At 69.8% G+C, this 17,565-nt stretch carries 20 protein-coding genes and 4 tRNA genes; 16 read left to right on the top strand and 8 right to left on the bottom strand.

Annotated features, from left to right (window positions below; genetic code table 11):
- Positions 1-48 precede the first annotated feature (48 nt).
- Complete coding sequence (locus FHX71_RS25350) at positions 49-597, top strand: MarR family winged helix-turn-helix transcriptional regulator (protein ID WP_182620287.1); 549 nt, start codon at positions 49-51, stop codon at positions 595-597.
- A gap of 42 nt (positions 598-639) precedes the next feature.
- Here FHX71_RS25350 and msrB read toward each other — a convergent pair whose 3' ends face one another.
- Positions 640-1,038: a peptide-methionine (R)-S-oxide reductase MsrB gene (gene msrB / locus FHX71_RS25345; protein WP_182620286.1), complete on the bottom strand. Its 399-nt coding sequence runs from the start codon at positions 1,036-1,038 to the stop codon at positions 640-642.
- A 137-nt stretch (positions 1,039-1,175) separates the two neighbouring features.
- Positions 1,176-2,684 carry a DEAD/DEAH box helicase gene (locus tag FHX71_RS25340; RefSeq protein ID WP_220490483.1) on the bottom strand — a complete coding sequence of 503 codons (1,509 nt, stop codon included), beginning with the start codon at positions 2,682-2,684 and terminating at the stop codon, positions 1,176-1,178.
- 186 nt (positions 2,685-2,870) lie between these two features.
- Between FHX71_RS25340 and FHX71_RS25335 the strand changes: the two genes are divergently transcribed.
- Positions 2,871-3,638 carry a M50 family metallopeptidase gene (locus FHX71_RS25335; RefSeq protein ID WP_182620285.1) on the top strand — a complete coding sequence of 256 codons (768 nt, stop codon included), beginning with the start codon at positions 2,871-2,873 and terminating at the stop codon, positions 3,636-3,638.
- A 100-nt stretch (positions 3,639-3,738) separates the two neighbouring features.
- On the opposite strand, the gene FHX71_RS25330 is transcribed toward FHX71_RS25335, so the two are convergent.
- Positions 3,739-4,023, bottom strand: a complete 285-nt coding sequence (locus FHX71_RS25330) for an iron-sulfur cluster biosynthesis family protein (RefSeq protein WP_182620284.1) — start codon at positions 4,021-4,023, stop codon at positions 3,739-3,741.
- Positions 4,024-4,245: 222 nt separating this feature from the next.
- Between FHX71_RS25330 and FHX71_RS25325 the strand changes: the two genes are divergently transcribed.
- The 5 genes from FHX71_RS25325 to FHX71_RS25305 all read left to right on the top strand — a co-directional run bounded on the left by FHX71_RS25325 (position 4,246) and on the right by FHX71_RS25305 (position 7,116).
- Positions 4,246-4,318, top strand: a tRNA-Lys gene (locus FHX71_RS25325).
- A gap of 320 nt (positions 4,319-4,638) precedes the next feature.
- Positions 4,639-4,872: a hypothetical protein gene (locus FHX71_RS25320; protein WP_182620283.1), complete on the top strand. Its 234-nt coding sequence runs from the start codon at positions 4,639-4,641 to the stop codon at positions 4,870-4,872.
- Positions 4,869-5,405 carry a DUF6879 family protein gene (locus FHX71_RS25315; RefSeq protein ID WP_376770169.1) on the top strand — a complete coding sequence of 179 codons (537 nt, stop codon included), beginning with the start codon at positions 4,869-4,871 and terminating at the stop codon, positions 5,403-5,405. Before FHX71_RS25320 ends, FHX71_RS25315 begins: the two co-directional genes overlap by 4 nt.
- The gene (locus FHX71_RS25310) at positions 5,377-6,258 is read left to right on the top strand and encodes a helix-turn-helix domain-containing protein (RefSeq protein ID WP_182620281.1); all 882 of its coding nucleotides are present in this window, start codon (positions 5,377-5,379) and stop codon (positions 6,256-6,258) included. The genes FHX71_RS25315 and FHX71_RS25310 overlap by 29 nt, the downstream gene beginning before the upstream one ends.
- Positions 6,259-6,303: 45 nt before the next feature.
- Complete coding sequence (locus FHX71_RS25305; protein WP_246403546.1) at positions 6,304-7,116, top strand: HAD family hydrolase; 813 nt, start codon at positions 6,304-6,306, stop codon at positions 7,114-7,116.
- An 87-nt stretch (positions 7,117-7,203) separates the two neighbouring features.
- Here FHX71_RS25305 and FHX71_RS25300 read toward each other — a convergent pair whose 3' ends face one another.
- Both FHX71_RS25300 and FHX71_RS25295 read right to left on the bottom strand, forming a co-directional pair.
- Positions 7,204-7,731, bottom strand: coding sequence for a hypothetical protein (locus tag FHX71_RS25300; RefSeq protein ID WP_182620280.1), 528 nt, complete (start codon positions 7,729-7,731; stop codon positions 7,204-7,206).
- A gap of 980 nt (positions 7,732-8,711) precedes the next feature.
- The gene (locus FHX71_RS25295; RefSeq protein WP_182620279.1) at positions 8,712-8,894 is read right to left on the bottom strand and encodes a hypothetical protein; all 183 of its coding nucleotides are present in this window, start codon (positions 8,892-8,894) and stop codon (positions 8,712-8,714) included.
- Between the two features lie 153 nt (positions 8,895-9,047).
- On the opposite strand from FHX71_RS25295, the gene FHX71_RS25290 reads away from it, so the two are divergent.
- The 3 genes from FHX71_RS25290 (at position 9,048) to FHX71_RS25280 (ending at position 11,862) form a co-directional block, all read left to right on the top strand.
- The gene (locus FHX71_RS25290) at positions 9,048-9,419 is read left to right on the top strand and encodes a helix-turn-helix domain-containing protein (protein WP_182620278.1); all 372 of its coding nucleotides are present in this window, start codon (positions 9,048-9,050) and stop codon (positions 9,417-9,419) included.
- Entirely contained in the window at positions 9,416-9,817 is a 402-nt protein-coding gene (locus FHX71_RS25285; protein WP_182620277.1) for a hypothetical protein, read from the top strand. Before FHX71_RS25290 ends, FHX71_RS25285 begins: the two co-directional genes overlap by 4 nt.
- Before the next feature lie 596 nt (positions 9,818-10,413).
- Positions 10,414-11,862 carry an FAD-binding protein gene (locus FHX71_RS25280; RefSeq protein WP_182620276.1) on the top strand — a complete coding sequence of 483 codons (1,449 nt, stop codon included), beginning with the start codon at positions 10,414-10,416 and terminating at the stop codon, positions 11,860-11,862.
- Here the strand turns inward: FHX71_RS25280 and FHX71_RS25275 are convergent.
- Entirely contained in the window at positions 11,837-12,310 is a 474-nt protein-coding gene (locus FHX71_RS25275) for a hypothetical protein (RefSeq protein WP_182620275.1), read from the bottom strand. The two genes, FHX71_RS25280 and FHX71_RS25275, sit on opposite strands and share 26 nt — an antisense overlap.
- A 190-nt stretch (positions 12,311-12,500) precedes the next feature.
- Here FHX71_RS25275 and FHX71_RS25270 point away from each other — a divergent pair, with 190 nt between their 5' ends.
- On the top strand, positions 12,501-13,349 hold the full coding sequence (locus FHX71_RS25270) for a glycerophosphodiester phosphodiesterase (protein ID WP_182620274.1): 849 nt from the start codon (positions 12,501-12,503) through the stop codon (positions 13,347-13,349).
- A gap of 61 nt (positions 13,350-13,410) precedes the next feature.
- On the opposite strand, the gene FHX71_RS25265 is transcribed toward FHX71_RS25270, so the two are convergent.
- Positions 13,411-14,022 carry an antibiotic biosynthesis monooxygenase gene (locus tag FHX71_RS25265; RefSeq protein WP_182620273.1) on the bottom strand — a complete coding sequence of 204 codons (612 nt, stop codon included), beginning with the start codon at positions 14,020-14,022 and terminating at the stop codon, positions 13,411-13,413.
- A gap of 416 nt (positions 14,023-14,438) precedes the next feature.
- Between FHX71_RS25265 and FHX71_RS25260 the strand changes: the two genes are divergently transcribed.
- A complete protein-coding gene (locus tag FHX71_RS25260) occupies positions 14,439-15,902 on the top strand; it encodes a M15 family metallopeptidase (RefSeq protein ID WP_220490482.1) in 1,464 nt (487 codons plus the stop codon).
- Positions 15,903-16,004: 102 nt separating this feature from the next.
- On the opposite strand, the gene FHX71_RS25255 is transcribed toward FHX71_RS25260, so the two are convergent.
- Entirely contained in the window at positions 16,005-16,349 is a 345-nt protein-coding gene (locus FHX71_RS25255; RefSeq protein ID WP_182620806.1) for a metallopeptidase family protein, read from the bottom strand.
- Positions 16,350-16,449: 100 nt separating this feature from the next.
- Here FHX71_RS25255 and FHX71_RS25250 point away from each other — a divergent pair.
- The 4 genes from FHX71_RS25250 to FHX71_RS25235 all read left to right on the top strand — a co-directional run bounded on the left by FHX71_RS25250 (position 16,450) and on the right by FHX71_RS25235 (position 17,438).
- Positions 16,450-16,522: transfer RNA gene (locus FHX71_RS25250), tRNA-Glu, on the top strand.
- A gap of 144 nt (positions 16,523-16,666) precedes the next feature.
- Positions 16,667-16,740 (top strand) — tRNA-Asp (locus FHX71_RS25245).
- A 51-nt stretch (positions 16,741-16,791) separates the two neighbouring features.
- Positions 16,792-16,864, top strand: a tRNA-Phe gene (locus FHX71_RS25240).
- A 109-nt stretch (positions 16,865-16,973) separates the two neighbouring features.
- On the top strand, positions 16,974-17,438 hold the full coding sequence (locus tag FHX71_RS25235; RefSeq protein WP_182620272.1) for a hypothetical protein: 465 nt from the start codon (positions 16,974-16,976) through the stop codon (positions 17,436-17,438).
- Positions 17,439-17,565: the final 127 nt, after the last annotated feature.

The following is a 17,565-nucleotide window of genomic DNA, read 5'->3' as shown; positions in this document are numbered from 1 at the left end:
CGTGCCCGCGGGCTGTGATCCCGGCGCTTGACGCGTCATCATGGGCGCATGCTCTCGAGTACAGGCAGCTCCAGCACTGGTACGACCAAGGACGGTGCCGCCGCCGGCAAGGGGGCCGGCGGCGACACCGCCGACGACCGGACGAGCGGTCTCGGTCCGTTCGAGGGGCTGGAGCGTGAGGTGCGCCTGGTGATCCGGCGCGCGCAGTCCAACGGCGCGTCGATCGCCCAGCGGGTCCACCCCGAGCTCGACGCCAGCGCCTATCCGCTGCTGGCGCACATCGCGGAGCGGCCCGGCGCGCGGGGCTCCGACCTCGCGACCTTCTTCGGCGTCGGGCGGGCCACCGTCTCGCGGCAGCTCAGCCGCCTGGTCGAGCTGGGCCTCGTGGAGCGCACCGTCGACCCCGACGACAGCCGCGGCCAGCGCATCACGCTGACGCCCGACGGCGTCGACCGCTTCGAGCGGGCGCGCACCAGCCGGGTCGCCATGCTGGAGGGCGCCCTGGCGACCTGGGAGACGGACGACGTCGCCCAGCTCGCCCGGCTGCTCAACCGCTACTCGGCCGACATCGTGGCCTGGAAGCAGAACCTGCGCTGACCCGGGTCGCCCACGGCGGACGACCCGGCACCGCGTGCGGTGTCAGCTCTCCTCGAACGTGAGGCTCACCGAGTTCATGCAGAACCGGTCGCCCGTCGGGGTCTGGGGCGCGTCGTCGAACACGTGCCCCAGGTGGGAGCCGCAGTTCGCGCAGCGCACCTCGGTGCGCACCATGCCCAGCGAGCGGTCCTCGATCAGCTCGACCGAGTCGCCGGCGAGCGGGCTGTAGAACGACGGCCAGCCGCAGTGCGAGTCGAACTTGGTGTCCGACCGGAACAGCTCAGCGTCGCACGCCCGACAGCGGTAGACGCCGGTGCGCTTCTCGTCGAGGAGCTCACCCGTCCAGGCCCGCTCGGTGCCCGCCTGGCGCAGCACCGCGTACTCCTGGGACGAGAGCTGCTCGCGCCACTCCTGGTCAGACTTCGAAATCTTGTACGTCATCTCGACACCTCCAGCCATGTCAACCTCGCGCCGACCGCGAGTGTTCCCTCCGGCCTCCCCCACAAACGTGTCAGACCCACAGGTCACTCGCGTGACCTGTGGGTCTGACATGTTCGTGGGTCCGACAGCTCAGGGCGTCAGCTCGCGGCGGACGCGCTCTGGTTGCCCGCGCCGCGGCCACGGCCACCGCGCCGACGACGCCGGGGAGCGGCGCCGTCGGGCCGCGGGAAGTGGTCGGCGGCAGTACGCCCGCCGCCCGACGCCGGACGCGCGGCCCCGCGCTGCCCGCTCGCCTGGCCGGAGCCACCGGTGCCCTGGCCGCGTGACTGGCCCTGGCGGCCGCCGGCCTGCGCGCCGCCCTGGCCGGAGCCCTGGCGTCCGCCCTGGGCCGCGCCCTGGCCGGAGCGGCCGCGGCCGCCCTGGCGCTTCGGCTGACCCTGACGGGCCGGCTGCTGCGGGGCCGGCGGCACGTACTCGACGTACGGCGCGACCTCGCCGACCAGGCGGGTCACGGTGGCGTCGCCGGGGGCGACGTCCTGCGGACGAGCGGTGATCTTCGCCTTGCGGGTCAGGTCACGCACGTCCCCGCGCTCCTCGGGGAGCATGAGGGTCACGACGTCGCCGCCGGAGCCCGCACGCGCCGTCCGCCCGGAACGGTGCAGGTAGGCCTTGTGCTCGGCCGGCGGGTCCACGTGGACCACGAGCTCGACGTCGTCGACGTGGATGCCACGCGCGGCGATGTCGGTGGCGACCAGCACCTTGACCTCGCCCGACGAGAACGCGGCGAGGTTGCGCTCGCGCGCGCCCTGGCCGAGGTTGCCGTGCAGGTCGACGGCGGGCACGCCCGCGGCGGTGAGCTGCTTGGCGAGCTTCTTGGCCTGGTGCTTGGTGCGCGTGAACAGCACGCGGCGGCCGGTGCCCTGGGCGAGCTGCTGCACCACGTTCTTCTTCGCGTCCTTGTCGGCCACGGCGAGGATGTGGTGCGTCATCTGCGGGGGCGGCGCCGCGGCGTCGTCCACGGAGTGGGTGACCGGCTGGTGCAGGTAGCGCTTGACCAGCACGTCCACGCCGTTGTCGAGCGTCGCCGAGAAGAGGAGGCGCTGCGTGCGGGCGGGCGTCCGGTCGAGGATGCGCTTCACGCCGGGCAGGAAGCCGAGGTCGGCCATGTGGTCGGCCTCGTCGAGCACGGTGATCTCGATGTCGTCGAGCGTCAGGTGCCGCTGACCCAGCAGGTCCTCGAGGCGGCCGGGGCAGGCGATGACGATGTCGACGCCCGCGTTCAGCGCGGTGACCTGGCGCGACTGCGCCACGCCGCCGAAGATCGTGGTGGTCTTCAGGCCGAGGGCCTGCGCCAGGGGCGCGACCGAGTCGTCGATCTGGTTGGCGAGCTCGCGCGTCGGCGCCAGGATCAGCGCACGGGGCCGGCCGGCCGCGCGGCGGGTCTGGCCCGCGGCGAGGCGCGTCACGACGGGCAGAGCGAAGGCGAGGGTCTTGCCGGAGCCGGTGCGCCCGCGGCCGAGCACGTCGCGCCCGGCGAGGGAGTCCGGCAGGGACGCCGTCTGGATGGGGAACGGCGAGGTGATGCCGCGGTCCGTCAGGACGCGCACTACGGGCGCGGACAGACCGAGGTCGGCAAAGGTAGTCAAGGATGGGCCTCTCGGGCTCGGTGGCGGCGCATGTCGCGCCGGTGGTCCGCCGTGCTCACACCGGCGGGCGGGTTGTTCACCCGGGCCGGGGCCACGACGTCAGGCGGCCATTGCCGCCCACGACCGATCATTCTCGCACGTTCGCCGCCCCGTGACTGCGGCGCACGTCACGTCCGGTGTGGTTCTATGTGGCGCATGATTCCCGCAACGACCAGCTCCGCCGGGCCGTTCGCCGCCATCGGCGACGTGATCGGCACCATCTGGACGAACGCGGTCACACCGGTCGACCCGCCCTCGAACCTCATGGTCCTGGCCATGGCGGCGGTCGCGCTGGTCGTCGTGCTCTTCCGGCCCCTGTGGCACATGGCGCGGCACGTGATCACCATCGCCCACGAGGCGTCGCACGGCCTGGGCGCCCTGGTGACCGGCCGCAAGCTCGAGGGCATCCGGCTGCACTCCGACACCTCCGGCCTGACCGTCTCGCGCGGCAAGCCGCGCGGCCCGGGCATGGTCATCACGGCGTTCGCCGGCTACGTGGGGCCCGGCCTCATCGGCCTCGGCGCGGCGTGGCTCCTCAAGCTCGGCTACGCCGTCGGCCTGTTGTGGCTGCTCGTGGCGCTGCTCGCGCTGCTGCTCCTGCAGATCCGCAACTGGTTCGGCCTCTGGTCGATCCTGGTGAGCGGTACCGCACTCGTGTTCGTCACGTGGTTCCTGGCGCCCGAGGTGCAGAGCGCCGTGGCCTACGCCGTGACGTGGTTCCTGCTGCTCGGGGCGGTGCGCCCCGTGTTCGAGCTCCAGGTGCAGCGCTCGCGCGGGCAGGCCCGGACGTCCGACGCCGACATGCTCGCCCGGCTGACCGGGGTCGGCGGCCTGCTCTGGGTGATGCTGTTCCTGCTCGTCACGCTCGGCGCGCTCGTGCTGGGCGGCTCGTGGATCCTGGGCGTGGCGCTCTGACCCCTCGCTGCTGACACGACGAAGCGCCCCCGGACGGCCACCTGACAGGTGGCCCCGGGGGCGCTCCGCTGTTCGACGCCCCTGTCCAGGGCGTCGGGTGTCACGCCGTGGGCGTGAGAACGAATCCCGGACCCTCGGCACGCGGGTCCGCGTCCAGGGTCAGCGTCTCCAGAGCAGGTGCGGCCTGCGCCTCGACGAACACGTTGGTGGACCCCGAGGCGTCGACGACCTGGTCGTCGGGCTGGGGCGCCGGAACCAGCGCGAGCTCGAAGTTCCCCGGCTGGTCGGAGGCCTGCGCGATGCGCAGACCACCCTCGACCGGCACTCCGGCCTGCTGAGCAAGGTCCTGGACGGCGGTACGAGCGTTGTCAGTCACGGTGAGCACGATGAGCTCCTCACATTGGTTCTTCGTGGTCCAGACCACCGAACCAAGCCCGCTGCCTCATCGCAAGCGTGAGACGCATTTAACCCGATATCTCCCACTGGGTGGGACAGCGCATGACAGGAGCAGCCGGAGCCCCTATCGTGCCCCGCCGGGGCGGTAGGACCAGCAACCGGACACCGACCGGTAGGCTTTCTACTCGCGCCGTCCGGTCGCCGGGCACGCGGGCCTCTAGCTCAACTGGCAGAGCAGCGGACTTTTAATCCGCGGGTTCCGGGTTCGATCCCCGGGGGGCCCACCTCTCTCACCTGCATGTTCTGTTCGACCCGCGGAGCCTGGGCCAGGTGAATGGCGCAGGAATGGCGCAGCCGGGCCCCGATCAGCCCAGGAGTGCGCATCGAAGCCGCACGAGGGTGTGGGACATCTCGGGCCCGGGCGATTCTCGCTGGCGACCGCAGCCGACCTTCCACCAGACGGTGCGCTGCCACTCCGGACCGAAGGGAGCGGGACGCTGTTCGCGTCCTGGTTCACTCCGAGCTCTTGACGCGACGCTTTCTCGGCCAGAGGATGAACCGACCAAGTTTTCACTTGTTTTCGAGCAAAGAGTGAGGCCGGCAGATGCGCGCACGATTTCTCGGCAAGGATCCGAACTCCGAGACGGACAACTCGCCCACCCTGTTCGCGACGGACCGCACCGACCGCAAGACGTTCCTCGTCCAGGGTTGGAAGGTGACCGACGGCGACGCACTGGCCGACGTCGGCACCATCCCGGGCCACGAGGACATCGTCGAAGTGCCGGTGGAGATCCTGGAGATGTACCTCGCGCACAAGGAGCGGGAGGCGCAGTCCTGAGTGAGCTACTGCCGATCGGGCCCGTCTGGCGGGACCTGTTCGCCAACTTCCAGCACACGGCGTACCGCCTCGAGCTCCGAGACCGGTACAGCTCGTCCGACAACCAGAAGCCGCTGCGCGAGTGGGTCGAGACCGGCACCACCGACATGGCCTGGATCGACCCGTGGCTCGCCAAGGTGCGCGCCGCGGCCGACGAGGGCCGCTTCTACCGGCGGGTCCGCGTCGTGTCCCTGCCGCCCACGGACTACACGCGCTACAGCACGTGGGCGGCCCGGCTGAACGTCGAGGCCGGCGAGGACATCCGGTACCTGGACCGCGACCAGGTCCCTGCAGGCCTGCCCGAGTTCGACTACTGGCTGTTCGACTCCCGGACGGCCGCCCGCATGCACTTCGACGACGAGGACGTCCTGCTCGGCTTCGACCTCGTCACCGACCCGGCCGAGCTCGTCGAGCTGAGCTACTGGCGCGACGCCGCCTGGCACCACGCCATCACGAGAGACGACTTTGCCTCGCAACTCCTCGATCAGCGCTGACATCCGCGACGCTCGCAACCAGCTGGGCGCCCGGCTGCGAGACCTGCGGCGAGCTGCCGACCTCACGGGCCAGCAGCTCGCCGACGGTTTGTCCTGGCCGCCGTCGAAGGTCTCCAAGCTGGAACACGGCAGCCAGACACCTTCGGCCGACGACGTGCGGGCCTGGTGCCGCGCGACGGGCAGCGAGCGGGAGACCGAGGGCGTCCTGCTCGCGCTCGACACCCTGCAGACCCGCCACCAGGAGTGGCAGCGGGTCATGCGCGCCGGCCTCGCCCAGGTCCAGGAGTCCGTTGCGCGGCGCGAGATGGACGTTCGGCGGTTCCGGTCCTTCCAGCCGACGTTCGTGCCCGGGCTGCTCCAGACCCCTGACTACGCGCGCACGCGCATGGAGCAAAACGCGCTCATGTGGGGCAAGCGTGCCGACATCGACGAGGGTGTGGTGGCGCGGATGCGGCGCCAGGAGGTGCTGTACGACGGGGCCCGATCGTTCCACTTCGTCCTGACCGAGGCCGTCCTGCTCTACACGGTCTGCCCGCCGGAGGTGATGCTGGCGCAGATCGACCGCCTGCTGTCCCTGTCAATGCTGTCCAACGTTCGGCTCGGGCTGATCCCCTTCGGCAAGCCGTTCACCATCGCACCGGCGCACGGGTTCGCACTGCTCGACGAGCGCCTGGTCACATTCGAGACGCTGTCCGCTGAACTCAACCTGGCGCAGCCGCAGGAGATCGAGCACTACGGGAAAGTGTTCGACGCGATGGCCCTGACGGCCGACTACGACCGGAAACTCCGAGCACACCTGCACCGCGTGGCTGAACAGATCGAGCAAGGCCGACGCGAGTTCGAGAAAGAGTGAGAAAGTAACTCGCACTGTCTATACGGCGTCAATAATCTCCAGCGCATGACCTCAGCAACCCCGCATCGGACCTCGGCTCGCATGGAGCCCACGGGACCAGCGCTCGTCGCGTGCGACATCGACGGCACACTGGCCCGCACCGGGCAGCCCATATCCCCCGAGGTGTGCCGGGCCGCGAGCGCCGTGCGGGCGACGGGACACCACATCGTGCTCGCGACGGGCCGCTCACTGGCTGGTGCGATCCCCATCGCCCACGAGCTGGGCCTGGACGACGTGTGGATCGTCGCCTCCAACGGGGCGGTCACAGCGCACTTGGTCGGCGACTACTACCAGGTCACGGAGCAGCACACCGTCGACGCAGAAGCGGCGATCCGAGCAGCCGTGCGGACGGTACCGGGAATCAGAGTCGCCACCGAGGATGTCGGCGTCGGATACCGAGTCAACATCCCGTTCCCACCTGGCCAGCTCAACGGCCTCCAGCACAGCGTCACGCAGCCCAACGAGCTCTGGGCTCGCCCGACGCCGAGAGTGGCCCTGTACGGGCCCTCCGCCTACCGCCTGGTGTGGGCCCTCCAAGGCCTCGGCCTGACCGCGATCGCGACACGGCCGGACTGGGTAGACGTCACCGCAGGCGGGATCTCGAAGGCAACCGCGCTCGACCGCGTGCGCGCCATCCTCGGCGTCCACCACACTGTCGCGATCGGCGACAGCGAGAACGACGTCGAGATGCTGACCTGGGCGGCTGACGGCATCGCAATGGGCCACGCGGCGGCGTTCGTGATCGCGGCCGCAGATCGGATCACAGGGACCATCGACGACGACGGCGCCGCGAGCGCCTTGTGGTCGCTCTTGCCCTGACTCGCCGTCCTAGTGCCGCTCGATCCCGGCGATGGTGCCCAGCGCCACGCGGACAACGGGTTTTACACCGAACGCCGATAAGCACGATCACGCGCCGCCAGAGAGGGCTATCCGACGCTGCGCGAGCCACCACCGTCGAAGGCTTCGCCTCCGACGCACCCACCGCACCACTCGTACAGGCAACACCGGGGGATCGATCATGTCAGCCACGATCCTCGCCGCTCCATAGACAGAGTCGAAAGCACTAGATAATGCGGCGTCTTGCAACATCGCGCGCTTCTCGCTGGGTCCAATCACCGCACCGACCCCATCCACGTCGTCCACTGCCTTGTCGATCGCGAGGTGAAGCACATGACTGTTTGATGCGTTTGCCAGCCGCCGCAGTGCGTTAGTCACAGCCATCTCGGTCTCGCTGAAAGGTTTGAATCCCTCCTCACCTTCGCCCCAGCGCTCCATCGCGTCATCGAGTTCGGCGACTGCGGAGAGCAAGCGCTCAGCGCGGGAGCTTGCGCGGTGATGACGTGCCGTCATGGCCGGCCCAACGACCGACGTGATCAGCGCCGACACGATCGCGACAGCACCGCCGATGGCAACTCCCCAGAGCGTGTCGTTCACTGTCCACCTCCCTCGACGAGATTGTCTCGCCGGACCAAAATAGGGATGCCCGTGTTCCGTGAGCCGATCACGGGATCGAACAGCCGGATCGTGGGCGACCCGGTGGTCCAGCTTGGCATCAGCGCAAGGCCTTGGAGGACACGACTCCGTCGCAGGGCCTGCCGAGCGCGGGCCTCAGCACCCACGTACTGGGCACACCGTCACAAGCCATCGACGACGAGGTCGGCGCACCGGCGTACCAGGCATGAATGGGCAGTCTCTTGGTTGCTCACCAGCTCGCCGCTGCGGCGGGCTCGTCGAGCTGGCAGTACATATGTCGCCCGGGGCGCGTGGTCTGCTCAGGGTCGCGGTGCCGTTCATGGCACACCCACAGAACACCACCTTCCCTTGCCCGCGACGCAGATCACAGTCTCGACGCCGTAACGGACGACCGGTCGTAGCACTTTCCACGACTTCACCCATCCTTCCGGACCACAAAGCTGCTCCTTCGCTCTCAGAATCACGAGGGAACCTCACGCCCAGGGACAGGCAAAAGCCGCGGTGGCGCGGTAAGCCACCACCGGGCAGCCAGTTCACCTTCACACCGAGCCCTGGCGCCGCGCTCGTCACGGGTTGGAACTCATGGCTGCCCACGATGCGTCCTGGACTGTGAGGCGCCTCGGCTTTTCCATCGTCACGTTCGAACTCACCCCGCAGGCGCAGCCCTCTCGGGCAGCGGTATCTCTTTTCGACAAGGTGAAGTGCGGGTGATCCTCACCCAGATAACTACCCCAGGCACACCCCTCGCCATAGCGTCTACGCACGCCCCGGGCCTGATGAGAGTGCAGGCAACGGGTCGTACAAGACCGCAACGAGGCGAGGAGGCACAACGGGTGAGTCCGACACGCCCGCTGCGATCTATCGGCACTGGGTGCAAGTTCGCGTGGGTCCACCGCGAAGCCCAAGAAGAAGCACGCGATCTGCTGGCCAGCGACAGATACTCACAGGTACAGGTCGCTGTCCTGGTGGATCGACTCGAACGAGGGGCTTTGACCAAAGGGACCGACTACAAGCAGTTGGTCCGCGTCGAGGACGAGCCATTCCTCTATGAGCTCCGAGTGGATCAGGCCCGCCCCAAACTTCGGCTGTACTTCATCGAAGAGAGCCACGACGACGGGGTCCACGCGACTGGGCTCCTTCTCGCTCGGAAGCCGCGCGGCTCGGTCGACGAGCAACGCAGGGCGCAGAACCAAGACATCGACAGGGCGAGCACGCGCCGCGCAGAAGCATGATCTTCATCCTATGCCGGACACCCCATAGGACGATAACCTCAAATCATGGACGCCAACGACCCGCTGTACATGGACCCCGATGACGTGGACATGACGATTGCACGGCAGCAGGCCGAGAACGCCTTCGGACTAGTTGCTCAACTCCGCGAGCGCCGAAAGACCATGGGGCTCCTGCAGAAGGACGTCGCCCAGCGAATGAACCGCGACACCGCGGTTGTCTCCAGGCTAGAGAGGCTCGGATCCGATCCTCGGTGGTCCAGCTTGCAGCGGTATGCGAACGCGCTTGGAGTTGTTCTGAAGTACGACTGGACCACGCGCGAGCAACTCCTACTGGAACGCCTTGGCCACGACACAGCGGATGCCGAGCCGGACGTCGATCCAACAGCTGCCGTTCGTCAGTTCATGGCCGGACGATGAGCGCGCCCACCGTCCGCTGGGAGAGGTTTCTGACGCTCCGCACTTCGCTTCGCTACCAGGCGAATGACGGCAAGGCTGACGTCACGTGGGAACTCACGCCCGAGATCGTGGAGCTTGGGGACCTCACCGCGTTCCTGGTGTCAGGCCGACTCGTGATTCTCGAAGAGAACTACGAGATCACTAACCAGATCTCGCTCATCGCCCGAAGGTTCGAGAACGACGCCGATCTACCTCGGGGCGAGGAAGCCCGTCGCGTGGCTGAAGTGGAGGCGAACACGTTGCTCTGGGAACGTTCCATGCAAGTGGCGTATGCCTCCGCCGGACTCGCTGGCGTCTCGATCTCGCGCCGGTTCGACGCACCGAAGCCCGTAATCGAACTGGACGAGTCGGTGGTCTAGCGGCCTAGACGGTGAAACGCCCGCCGGTAGGTACGTCGGGAATCGCCCTAGCCCCGGACAACGAAAGTCACACGGTACCTGGTGGCCCCATACGCGAACAGGCACGCAGCAACGGAGGCCGAGGCAAAGTCGCGCTCGCTCGGATGGCGCGTGCCGAAAGCGGCCAGCCGCAACTGGGGTGAGTGGTGCGAGCCGCGATGGCCGGGCCGGGGTGTCCAACGTCGACCGACCAGTCCGACGTCAGCCGGCGCGACAAGCACCCATGCCCCACTGGGGCGAGGCAGCTGGCAGGCATCACGACCGGATGCACCCTGCATCGTCGCGTGGTCGACGTCATCGAGGCGATTGGCTCGACGGTCTACAGAGTGCCTCCTCTACCAACGGACAGCAGATCCGGATTATTTACGTCCGCGAGTGGAATCCGCAGCAAGTTCCAGGTTCGATCCCCAGGAAGCCTGCGCTTCCCACCTGCGCGAACGTCCTGAAGCGCACCACCACGCGAAATTTCTCGTGGCACAGCCTCCATAGTTCATCCTTACTACGCGCCTAGGCTGCCTTGTACCGTAGTCGCCCACCCGAACGCCGAGGGGCCCCACATGGCACAGCTAGACCGTCGCAACTTTCTGGCAGGCGCCGCCGTCGTCGCTTTCGACCCGGCCGATTCCCGGTGGCTGAGCAGCCTTCCGGAGAACTCCACAGCGATTCAGCTTCCCCCTCTCGACGGCGAGCTCGTCACGGACGAGGAAGCCCTCACCGAGGCCGCCACCGACTACGGGCACCTGGCGCACCGGCGCCCCCGCGCGGTGCTGCGCCCCGGTTCGGTGGACGACGTCGTGACCCTGGTGCGGTTCGCGAACGAGCACGGGCTCGTCGTCGCCGTCCGCGGCCAGGGCCACTCGACCTTCGGCCAGGCGCAGGCCGACTGCGGTGTCGTCATCGACTCCCGCACCCTCGCCACGATCCACGAGGTCACGCCCGACCGGGCGGTCGTGGACGCCGGCGTCCAGTGGCTGGACCTGGTACGTATCGCGCTCGTCGACGGCGTCGCGCCCCCGGTGAGCACCGACTTCCTGGGCCTCTCGGTCGGCGGCACGCTCTGCGTGGGCGGGATCGGCGGCGCCTCGCAGCACTTCGGGATGCTGGTGGACAACACGCTCGAGCTCCAGGTGGTCACCGGCGACGGCCGCCTGGTCACCTGCTCCGCGGACCACGAGCCCGAGCTGTTCGAGGCGGTGCTCGGCGGCCTGGGCCAGTTCGCGATCATCGTCCGCGCGACGGTGCGCCTGGTGCGCGCGCCCGCCCTGGCCCGCGTCTACACGCTGACGTACCCGCAGGTCACGGACCTGACGGCGGCCCAGCGGACCGCCCTGGCCGACGGCCGTTTCGACTACCTGGAGGGCCAGCTCGTCCCCACGGACGACGACGACTTCACGTTCGTCCTGGAGGGCGGCGCCTGGTACACCACCGAGCCGCCCGACGACGCGGCCCTGCTGGCCGGGCTCGCACCCGCCGGCGTCGACGTCGCGGACGTGCCGTACTTCGAGTGGCTGAACCGGGTCTACGAGACCGTGGAGCAGATCGAGGCGCTGCGGCTGCCCAGTCCGTGGCTCAATGCGTTCATCCCGGACGCCGTCACCGACGAGATCGTCGCCGAGCTCCTCAAGACGCTCACCCCGGCCGACGCCGGCGGCGTCGCCCTGCTCTACCCGACCCGGCGGGCACTCGTCACGCGACCCCAGGTCGTGGTCCCGGACGGCGAGGTGTTCTTCCTCCTCGCGCTGCTGCGCGCGGTGAGCCCGCCCGACGACGCCCACGCCGAGCGCCTCATCGCCGACAACGACGCGCTGTACGCCCGCGTGCTCGCCGCGGGTGGTGCCCAGTACCCGGTCAACGCCCTGCACCTGACCCCGGCCGACTGGCGCACGCACTACGGCGACCGCTGGCCCGTCGTCCTGCGGGACAAGGACCTGTACGACCCGCGCGGGGTGCTCACCCCGGGCCAGGGCATCTTCGAGCCGGTCAGCAGAGCGCCTGGTACTCCTTGAGTCCCTCGACGGTCGAGGCGACGTCGAGCTCCGTCGCCTCCTCCGTCCCGTCGTCGAGGGCCTTCTGCAGCTGCAGGAACGGCACCCGCACCTTCTCCACGGGGCCCTGGAACTCCTCGGGCACGCGCGGCTCGAGCCGCCCGAGCTCCACCGCGATGGCGTGCATCTGGTCCGCCGCCGACACGTCCAGCCCGTCGCTCGCGCCGACCAGGGCGGTGCCGATGCGCTCCTCGAGCGTCTTCTCGCCCGTGACGTACATGGCGGCGCAGGCCTGGTTCGCGTCCAGGGGCGCGTCCCGGTCGGTGCTCGTGGCGGCGGGGGTGCTCGCGCCGCCCGACGGCGTCGCGCTCTCCCCGACGTCGGCTCCCGCGTCCGCGCCGCCCGCGGAGCAGCCGGCAAGAAGAAGGAGCGTCACGGTGGCGACGGCGAGGTGTGCGGGACGGACCATGGCGCACATGAAACCACCCGGCGCTGGGAATCCGCGCATCCGGCGGGTTTCGCCCGGGTAGCCGACGCGGCGCGCCCGGGGCCGGGTGGTGAACGCTCCTGGAACTCTCCCCGAATTCGGACGACGACGTCTGGACTGCCTCCGTGAGCGGCCTAACGTGGCTGACAGAGCCGCAGATCCGGAGGTCAGCATGGCCGCTCGTCCCGCAGTCATCGCCCACCGTGGGTACTCCGCGGTAGCCCCGCAGAACACCCTCGCCGCCATCGAGGCCGCCTGCCACGCGGGCGTGGACCACGTCGAGATCGATCTCCAGCCCACCGCCGACGGCGTGGGCGCGGTGATCCACGACGAGACCGTCGACGCCACCACCGACGGGACCGGCAAGGTCTCCGCCCTCACCGCGGAGGAGGTGCTCGCGCTGGACGCCGGGTCGCACTTCTCGCCGGCGTTCTCCGGGCAGCGCGTCCCCACGCTCGACGCCGTCCTGGCCGTGCTCGCCCGGCACCCCGGCACGGACCTGCTGCTGGAGCTGAAGGGCGCGTGGGACGCGGAGCAGGTGGAGCGCGTGGTGAAGACCATCGACGCCGCGGGCTTCGACGACCGGGTCCTCGTACAGAGCTTCTGGCCCGGCACGGTCGCCACGGTGCGCGACGTCGCCCCGCACCTGCCGGGGGGCCTGCTCGTCTCGTTCGACCCGCCCGGCCTGCTGCGCCTGTGCGAGCGCCTGCGTGTCGTGGCCTGCAACCCGTCGGTCACCACGATCGCGGGCAGCCCGCGGCTGGTGTCCCGCCTGCACGCCGCGGGTCTGCGGGTCATGTCCTGGACGGCGAACGACCCGGACGCGTGGACCACGCTCCTGACCACCGACGGCGGCATCGGCGTGGACGGCATCATCACCGACCGGCCGGAGCGGCTGACCGGCTGGCTCGCGGGCCGCGCCGGCCTGGCCCCGGCCCTGCCGGTGCCCGGCCGGGGCGGTATCCGGCTGCGCGGACGACGCCACGCCCCAGCACAGCCGCTGGCGCTGGGCCGCGCATAACCCTCGACGTGTCAGACGTACAGGTCACCCGGGGGACCTGTACGTCTGACACGGGGGTGGGTCAGGCGCGGTGCAGCCAGCCGTGCAGGCGGCGGGTCACCCACGGCAGCACCCAGTACGCCATGATCGGCGTCAGGATCAGGGTCGAGATCAGCACCTTGAGCACGAGCTGCACGTCGTCCCAGCCGGGCACCAGATAGGTAAACAGGGCGGTGAAGAGCAGGTTCACGGGAAAGAACCCGAGCCAGATGCTCGTCGCCTGCTTCCAGCGCGGCGGCACGACGGCGGCGGCGACATCAGCCGGCTCGTCCACGCGCACAGGGTCCTCGAACCAGCCCTCGATGCCTGTGCGCTGCTGGTAGCGCAGCTCCTCGACCAGCCCCGTGCCCTGCGCGAGCCAGTCCCGGCGCTCCGCGGACTGCTCCCAGGCCGCGAGCCGCTCGGCGTCGGCGAAGCGGTAGAGCATGTGCCAGTCCCGCGACCCCTCGGCGGCGCGGATCCAGCCCGAGCCGAGGAACCCGTCCCAGCGGTTGGCGAGGTTGACACCCGACTGCACCCAGCGGGTGACCTCGGGGACGTGGTCGGGGTGGACGATGCGGTGGATGGACACGGTCACGGGTTGTCCGGCGGGGGTGGGCACGGATCCGTTCGCGGCCTGGTCGTGATGGGCCATGCCCGAAGTCTGATACATGGCCCCGAACGCCTCAATGTGAGGGCGCACACCCCGGGTTGTCCCGCCTTCACGGCTGGGGCACGCTCTCTGCCCGGTTCTTGTGACGCATACCTCCGGTCGGGGGGTTACGCAACTCGTGGGCGGTCGTTCAACATTAAACGTCGTCGCGAGGAACCCATCCCCCTGGGCCTACGGGCCATCGTTCTTCGCGGCGACTGCCATGGCCTGTGCGACTTCCTTGCGCGCCGTGGCCTGTCAGCAGCCGGAGCATTCTTCACCGTCCCCCCGAGGGGAACTCCCCTCACGGTGTTGCCCGTGCCCAGCCGCAGAACGGAAATCAGCGTGCCCCAGGCGCCGAACCCCGTCGCGCACCGCACCGTGTGCCTTGCCCTTGTCCCCGAGCACCGGGACCGCCCTTGAGGCCCGGAGACCACGCCCTCGTCCCCCGTCGCACGCGACGCCCGGGCGCTCAGGGTGCCCACGCCGCCGTCCCCGCCGCGGGGCACTTCGCCCGGCCCGGCCGGATGGTGCGTCGCTCGTCCTTCGCGGTCGCGGCCGCGCTCACCTCGGTCGCACTGACCACCACCGCGGCGGTCAGCCTCGCCGGGAACGACGGCGGTAGCACCGCCTCCGCCGCGACGCCGATCACCCGGCCGGTGTCCGTCACCAGCGCCGCGGCCACCGACCCCGCGGTCCGGACCGCCTCCGAGAAGGCGGACGCCGTACTGGGCGACGCCGATTACGTGACCCGCGAGGGTGACCTCACCGTCAAGGACCGGGCGAAGCTCCGGGAAGCGGCCAAGGAGCTGCGGACCATGCTGCACCAGGCCCGCGACGGCTCGGCCACCGCCCTGGCGATGCGGAAGACCGCAGTCGCCTCCCGGGACGGCGACCGCACTCCCCTCGCCGAGCGCTCGAAGGACGCGACGGCGGACGCCGAGCGTGACGCCGCCGCCGAGGCGGCCGAGCCGACCCCTGCCGCCACCGAGCCGACCAACCTGACCATCGCGTCAGCCGGTGTCAGCCCGATCAGCGAGCACCGGACCGAGAGCCCCCCGGTCCTCGACACCCCGCTCGCGAGCTCGGTCGAGGACATCGCCGCGGCCGAGGCCGCCGCCGAGGCGTCAGCGGGCGCCGAGAAGGGCACGGAGGTCGCGGCCGTCGCGCCGTCGGCCGCCCGCATCGAGAAGGTGACCACGTCGCTCCAGCGGCTCATCAGCCGCACCGGTGGCGACGCCGTCGTGTCGGTCAAGGCGGGCCCCACGCCCGAGGAGATCGCCGTCGCCCGGCGGGAAGCGGTGCTGGACGCACGCGCCTCGCGTGCCGCCAAGCGGGAAGCGGTGCTCGACGCACGCGCAGAGCGCGCGGCCAAGCGGGACGCAGTCCTGGAGGCACGCGCCGAGCGCGCGGCCGAGGCAGCGCGTGAGCGCACCGCGGCCCGGGCCGCGCAGGCCAAGAAGCTGGCCCGGGCCGCCAAGCAGTACGGCAACGGGCAGATCCCGTCGAGCGTGATGTGCGGGCTGAGCTTCGCGTCCGGCGAGAAGCTGCGGTGCGACGCCGCCGCCGCGCTCGAGGACCTGAACGAGGCCTTCCGCTCGGCGTTCGGCCGGAACCTGTCCCTGACCGACGGCTACCGGTCGTACCACGACCAGGTGGCGGTGGCCGCGTCCCGCGGTGCCCTGGCTGCCGTGCCCGGCACGTCGAACCACGGGTGGGGACAGGCGGTCGACCTGGGTGGCGGCATCCAGTCGTTCGGCAGCGCCCAGTTCCGCTGGATGCAGTCCCACGCCGGGAAGTACGGGTGGAAGCACCCGGGCTGGGCACAGGCCGGCGGCAGCAAGCCGGAAGCCTGGCACTGGGAGTACGGCACCTCGTACTGACCCCTCCGCGGCCCCTGGCCCCGGCCAGGGGCCCGACGGACAAAGGACCCAGGACCGCGAAGCGATGCTTCGCGGTCCTGGGTCCTTTGTTCGTGCCAGCGGTCAGCCCCAGCCGAGCTCGTGCAGCCGGTCGTCGTCGATCCCGAAGTGGTGGGCGATCTCGTGCACCACGGTGACGGCGACCTCCTCGACGACGTCCTCACGCGTGTCGCAGATCGCGAGCGTGGGGTTCCGGAAGATGGTGATGCGGTCGGGCAGCGCGCCCGCGGCCCACATGTGGTCGCGCTCGGTGAGCGGCACGCCCTCGTACAGACCCAGGAGTTCGGGGTCCTCCGCGGGCGCGTCGTCCTCGACGAGCACCACGACGTTGTCCATCTGCGCCGCGAGATCGGGCGGCACGAGGTCCAGCCCCTCGCTCACGGCCGTCTCGAAGTCCTCCCGCGTCATCTCCACCACGCACCCATCATCCCTGACGGGAGACACATCCAGGACTCGCCGCCGACCGTGCGGCGAGGCTGCCGAGCGCCTGTAGACTTGCCCGGTCTTGGCCCCCATCGTCTAGCGGCCTAGGACCCCGCCCTTTCACGGCGGTAGCACGGGTTCGAATCCCGTTGGGGGTACGGAACGGCTCGTCAGAGCCGGGTTTCGTAAGCTGTGAGGCAGGTCATCCACCAGGTCTCCGAATCTGATTTCAGGTTCTGGCCCACGGTGGGTTAGGGTACTCACGGCTCGAAACAAGCCCCCCGATCGCGGGTAGCGATCATGGCCCTGTAGCGCAGTTGGTTAGCGCGCCGCCCTGTCACGGCGGAGGTCGCGGGTTCAAGTCCCGTCAGGGTCGCGCGAGAGGCGCCCGGATTGTCGGTCTCGACTGTCCGGGCGTTCGCGCTAGGGCTCTGTAGCTCAGTTGGTAGAGCGTTCGACTGAAAATCGAAAGGTCACCGGATCGACGCCGGTCGGAGCCACAGCGAAGAACCCCCGGAACCCTTGCGGTCCGGGGGTTCTTCTTTTCTCCGATCAGGCAGCCGGGATGACCGGCAGGTCGATCGCGAAGGCCCTGGTAGCTTCCCGCCCATGGCTTCCCACCCCCTCGACATTCCCGGCATCGTCGGACAGGTCGAGCTCGTTCCCGACATCTGGTGGGGGCGCAGCTACCTGACGGTCGACGGCGGCAAGGCGCCGAGCGCCGGCAAGCGGGCCTTCACCCTGCAAGGTGCGGACGGCCGCCCCGTGGTCGCGACACTCGGACGCACCGCCGTGTTCGCGTCGGTGCCGCCCGTCGAGGTGAACGGCGCGACGTATGTCGCGGTCGAGGCGCCTCCCGTCGTCGCGCGCGCCATCGGCGCGCTGCCGATCCTGCTCGTCGCGTTCGGCGGGCTCTTGGGCGCGCTGGTCGCGGTGATCGCGGTCATCGTCAACATCAGGGTCGCCGGGAGCGTCCTCGCGACGGGCGCGAAGACCGGAGTCATGATCGCCGTGGCTGCCGCTGCCTACGTGATCTGGCTGGTGGGCGCGGTCATCATCATGGCGAGCTCCTGATCACCCCGGGCGATCTCGACGTGCACATCAATCCATGCTTCCGGCACCGCGGGTAACAGCCTCTTCCCCGACGCCGTGAACATCCCGTCCAGGCGGCGCCAAGGCAATTCCTTTCAGCATTTTCTCA

The sequence above is a fragment of the Promicromonospora sukumoe genome, assembly GCF_014137995.1.
GTDB lineage: Bacteria > Actinomycetota > Actinomycetes > Actinomycetales > Cellulomonadaceae > Promicromonospora > Promicromonospora sukumoe.
Note: the sequence above shows the minus strand (reverse complement) of the source record. Positions and strands in the feature narration are given on the sequence as shown.

Coding starts and splice junctions, on each gene's coding strand:
- FHX71_RS25350 (WP_182620287.1), top strand. CDS start 49: ATGCTCTCGAGTACAGGCAGCTCCAGCACTGGTACGACCAAGGACGGT.
- msrB (WP_182620286.1), bottom strand. CDS start 1,038: ATGACGTACAAGATTTCGAAGTCTGACCAGGAGTGGCGCGAGCAGCTC.
- FHX71_RS25335 (WP_182620285.1), top strand. CDS start 2,871: ATGTGGCGCATGATTCCCGCAACGACCAGCTCCGCCGGGCCGTTCGCC.
- FHX71_RS25320 (WP_182620283.1), top strand. CDS start 4,639: ATGCGCGCACGATTTCTCGGCAAGGATCCGAACTCCGAGACGGACAAC.
- FHX71_RS25305 (WP_246403546.1), top strand. CDS start 6,304: ATGACCTCAGCAACCCCGCATCGGACCTCGGCTCGCATGGAGCCCACG.
- FHX71_RS25290 (WP_182620278.1), top strand. CDS start 9,048: ATGGACGCCAACGACCCGCTGTACATGGACCCCGATGACGTGGACATG.
- FHX71_RS25285 (WP_182620277.1), top strand. CDS start 9,416: ATGAGCGCGCCCACCGTCCGCTGGGAGAGGTTTCTGACGCTCCGCACT.
- FHX71_RS25280 (WP_182620276.1), top strand. CDS start 10,414: ATGGCACAGCTAGACCGTCGCAACTTTCTGGCAGGCGCCGCCGTCGTC.
- FHX71_RS25275 (WP_182620275.1), bottom strand. CDS start 12,310: ATGGTCCGTCCCGCACACCTCGCCGTCGCCACCGTGACGCTCCTTCTT.
- FHX71_RS25270 (WP_182620274.1), top strand. CDS start 12,501: ATGGCCGCTCGTCCCGCAGTCATCGCCCACCGTGGGTACTCCGCGGTA.
- FHX71_RS25265 (WP_182620273.1), bottom strand. CDS start 14,022: ATGGCCCATCACGACCAGGCCGCGAACGGATCCGTGCCCACCCCCGCC.
- FHX71_RS25255 (WP_182620806.1), bottom strand. CDS start 16,349: ATGACGCGGGAGGACTTCGAGACGGCCGTGAGCGAGGGGCTGGACCTC.
- FHX71_RS25235 (WP_182620272.1), top strand. CDS start 16,974: ATGGCTTCCCACCCCCTCGACATTCCCGGCATCGTCGGACAGGTCGAG.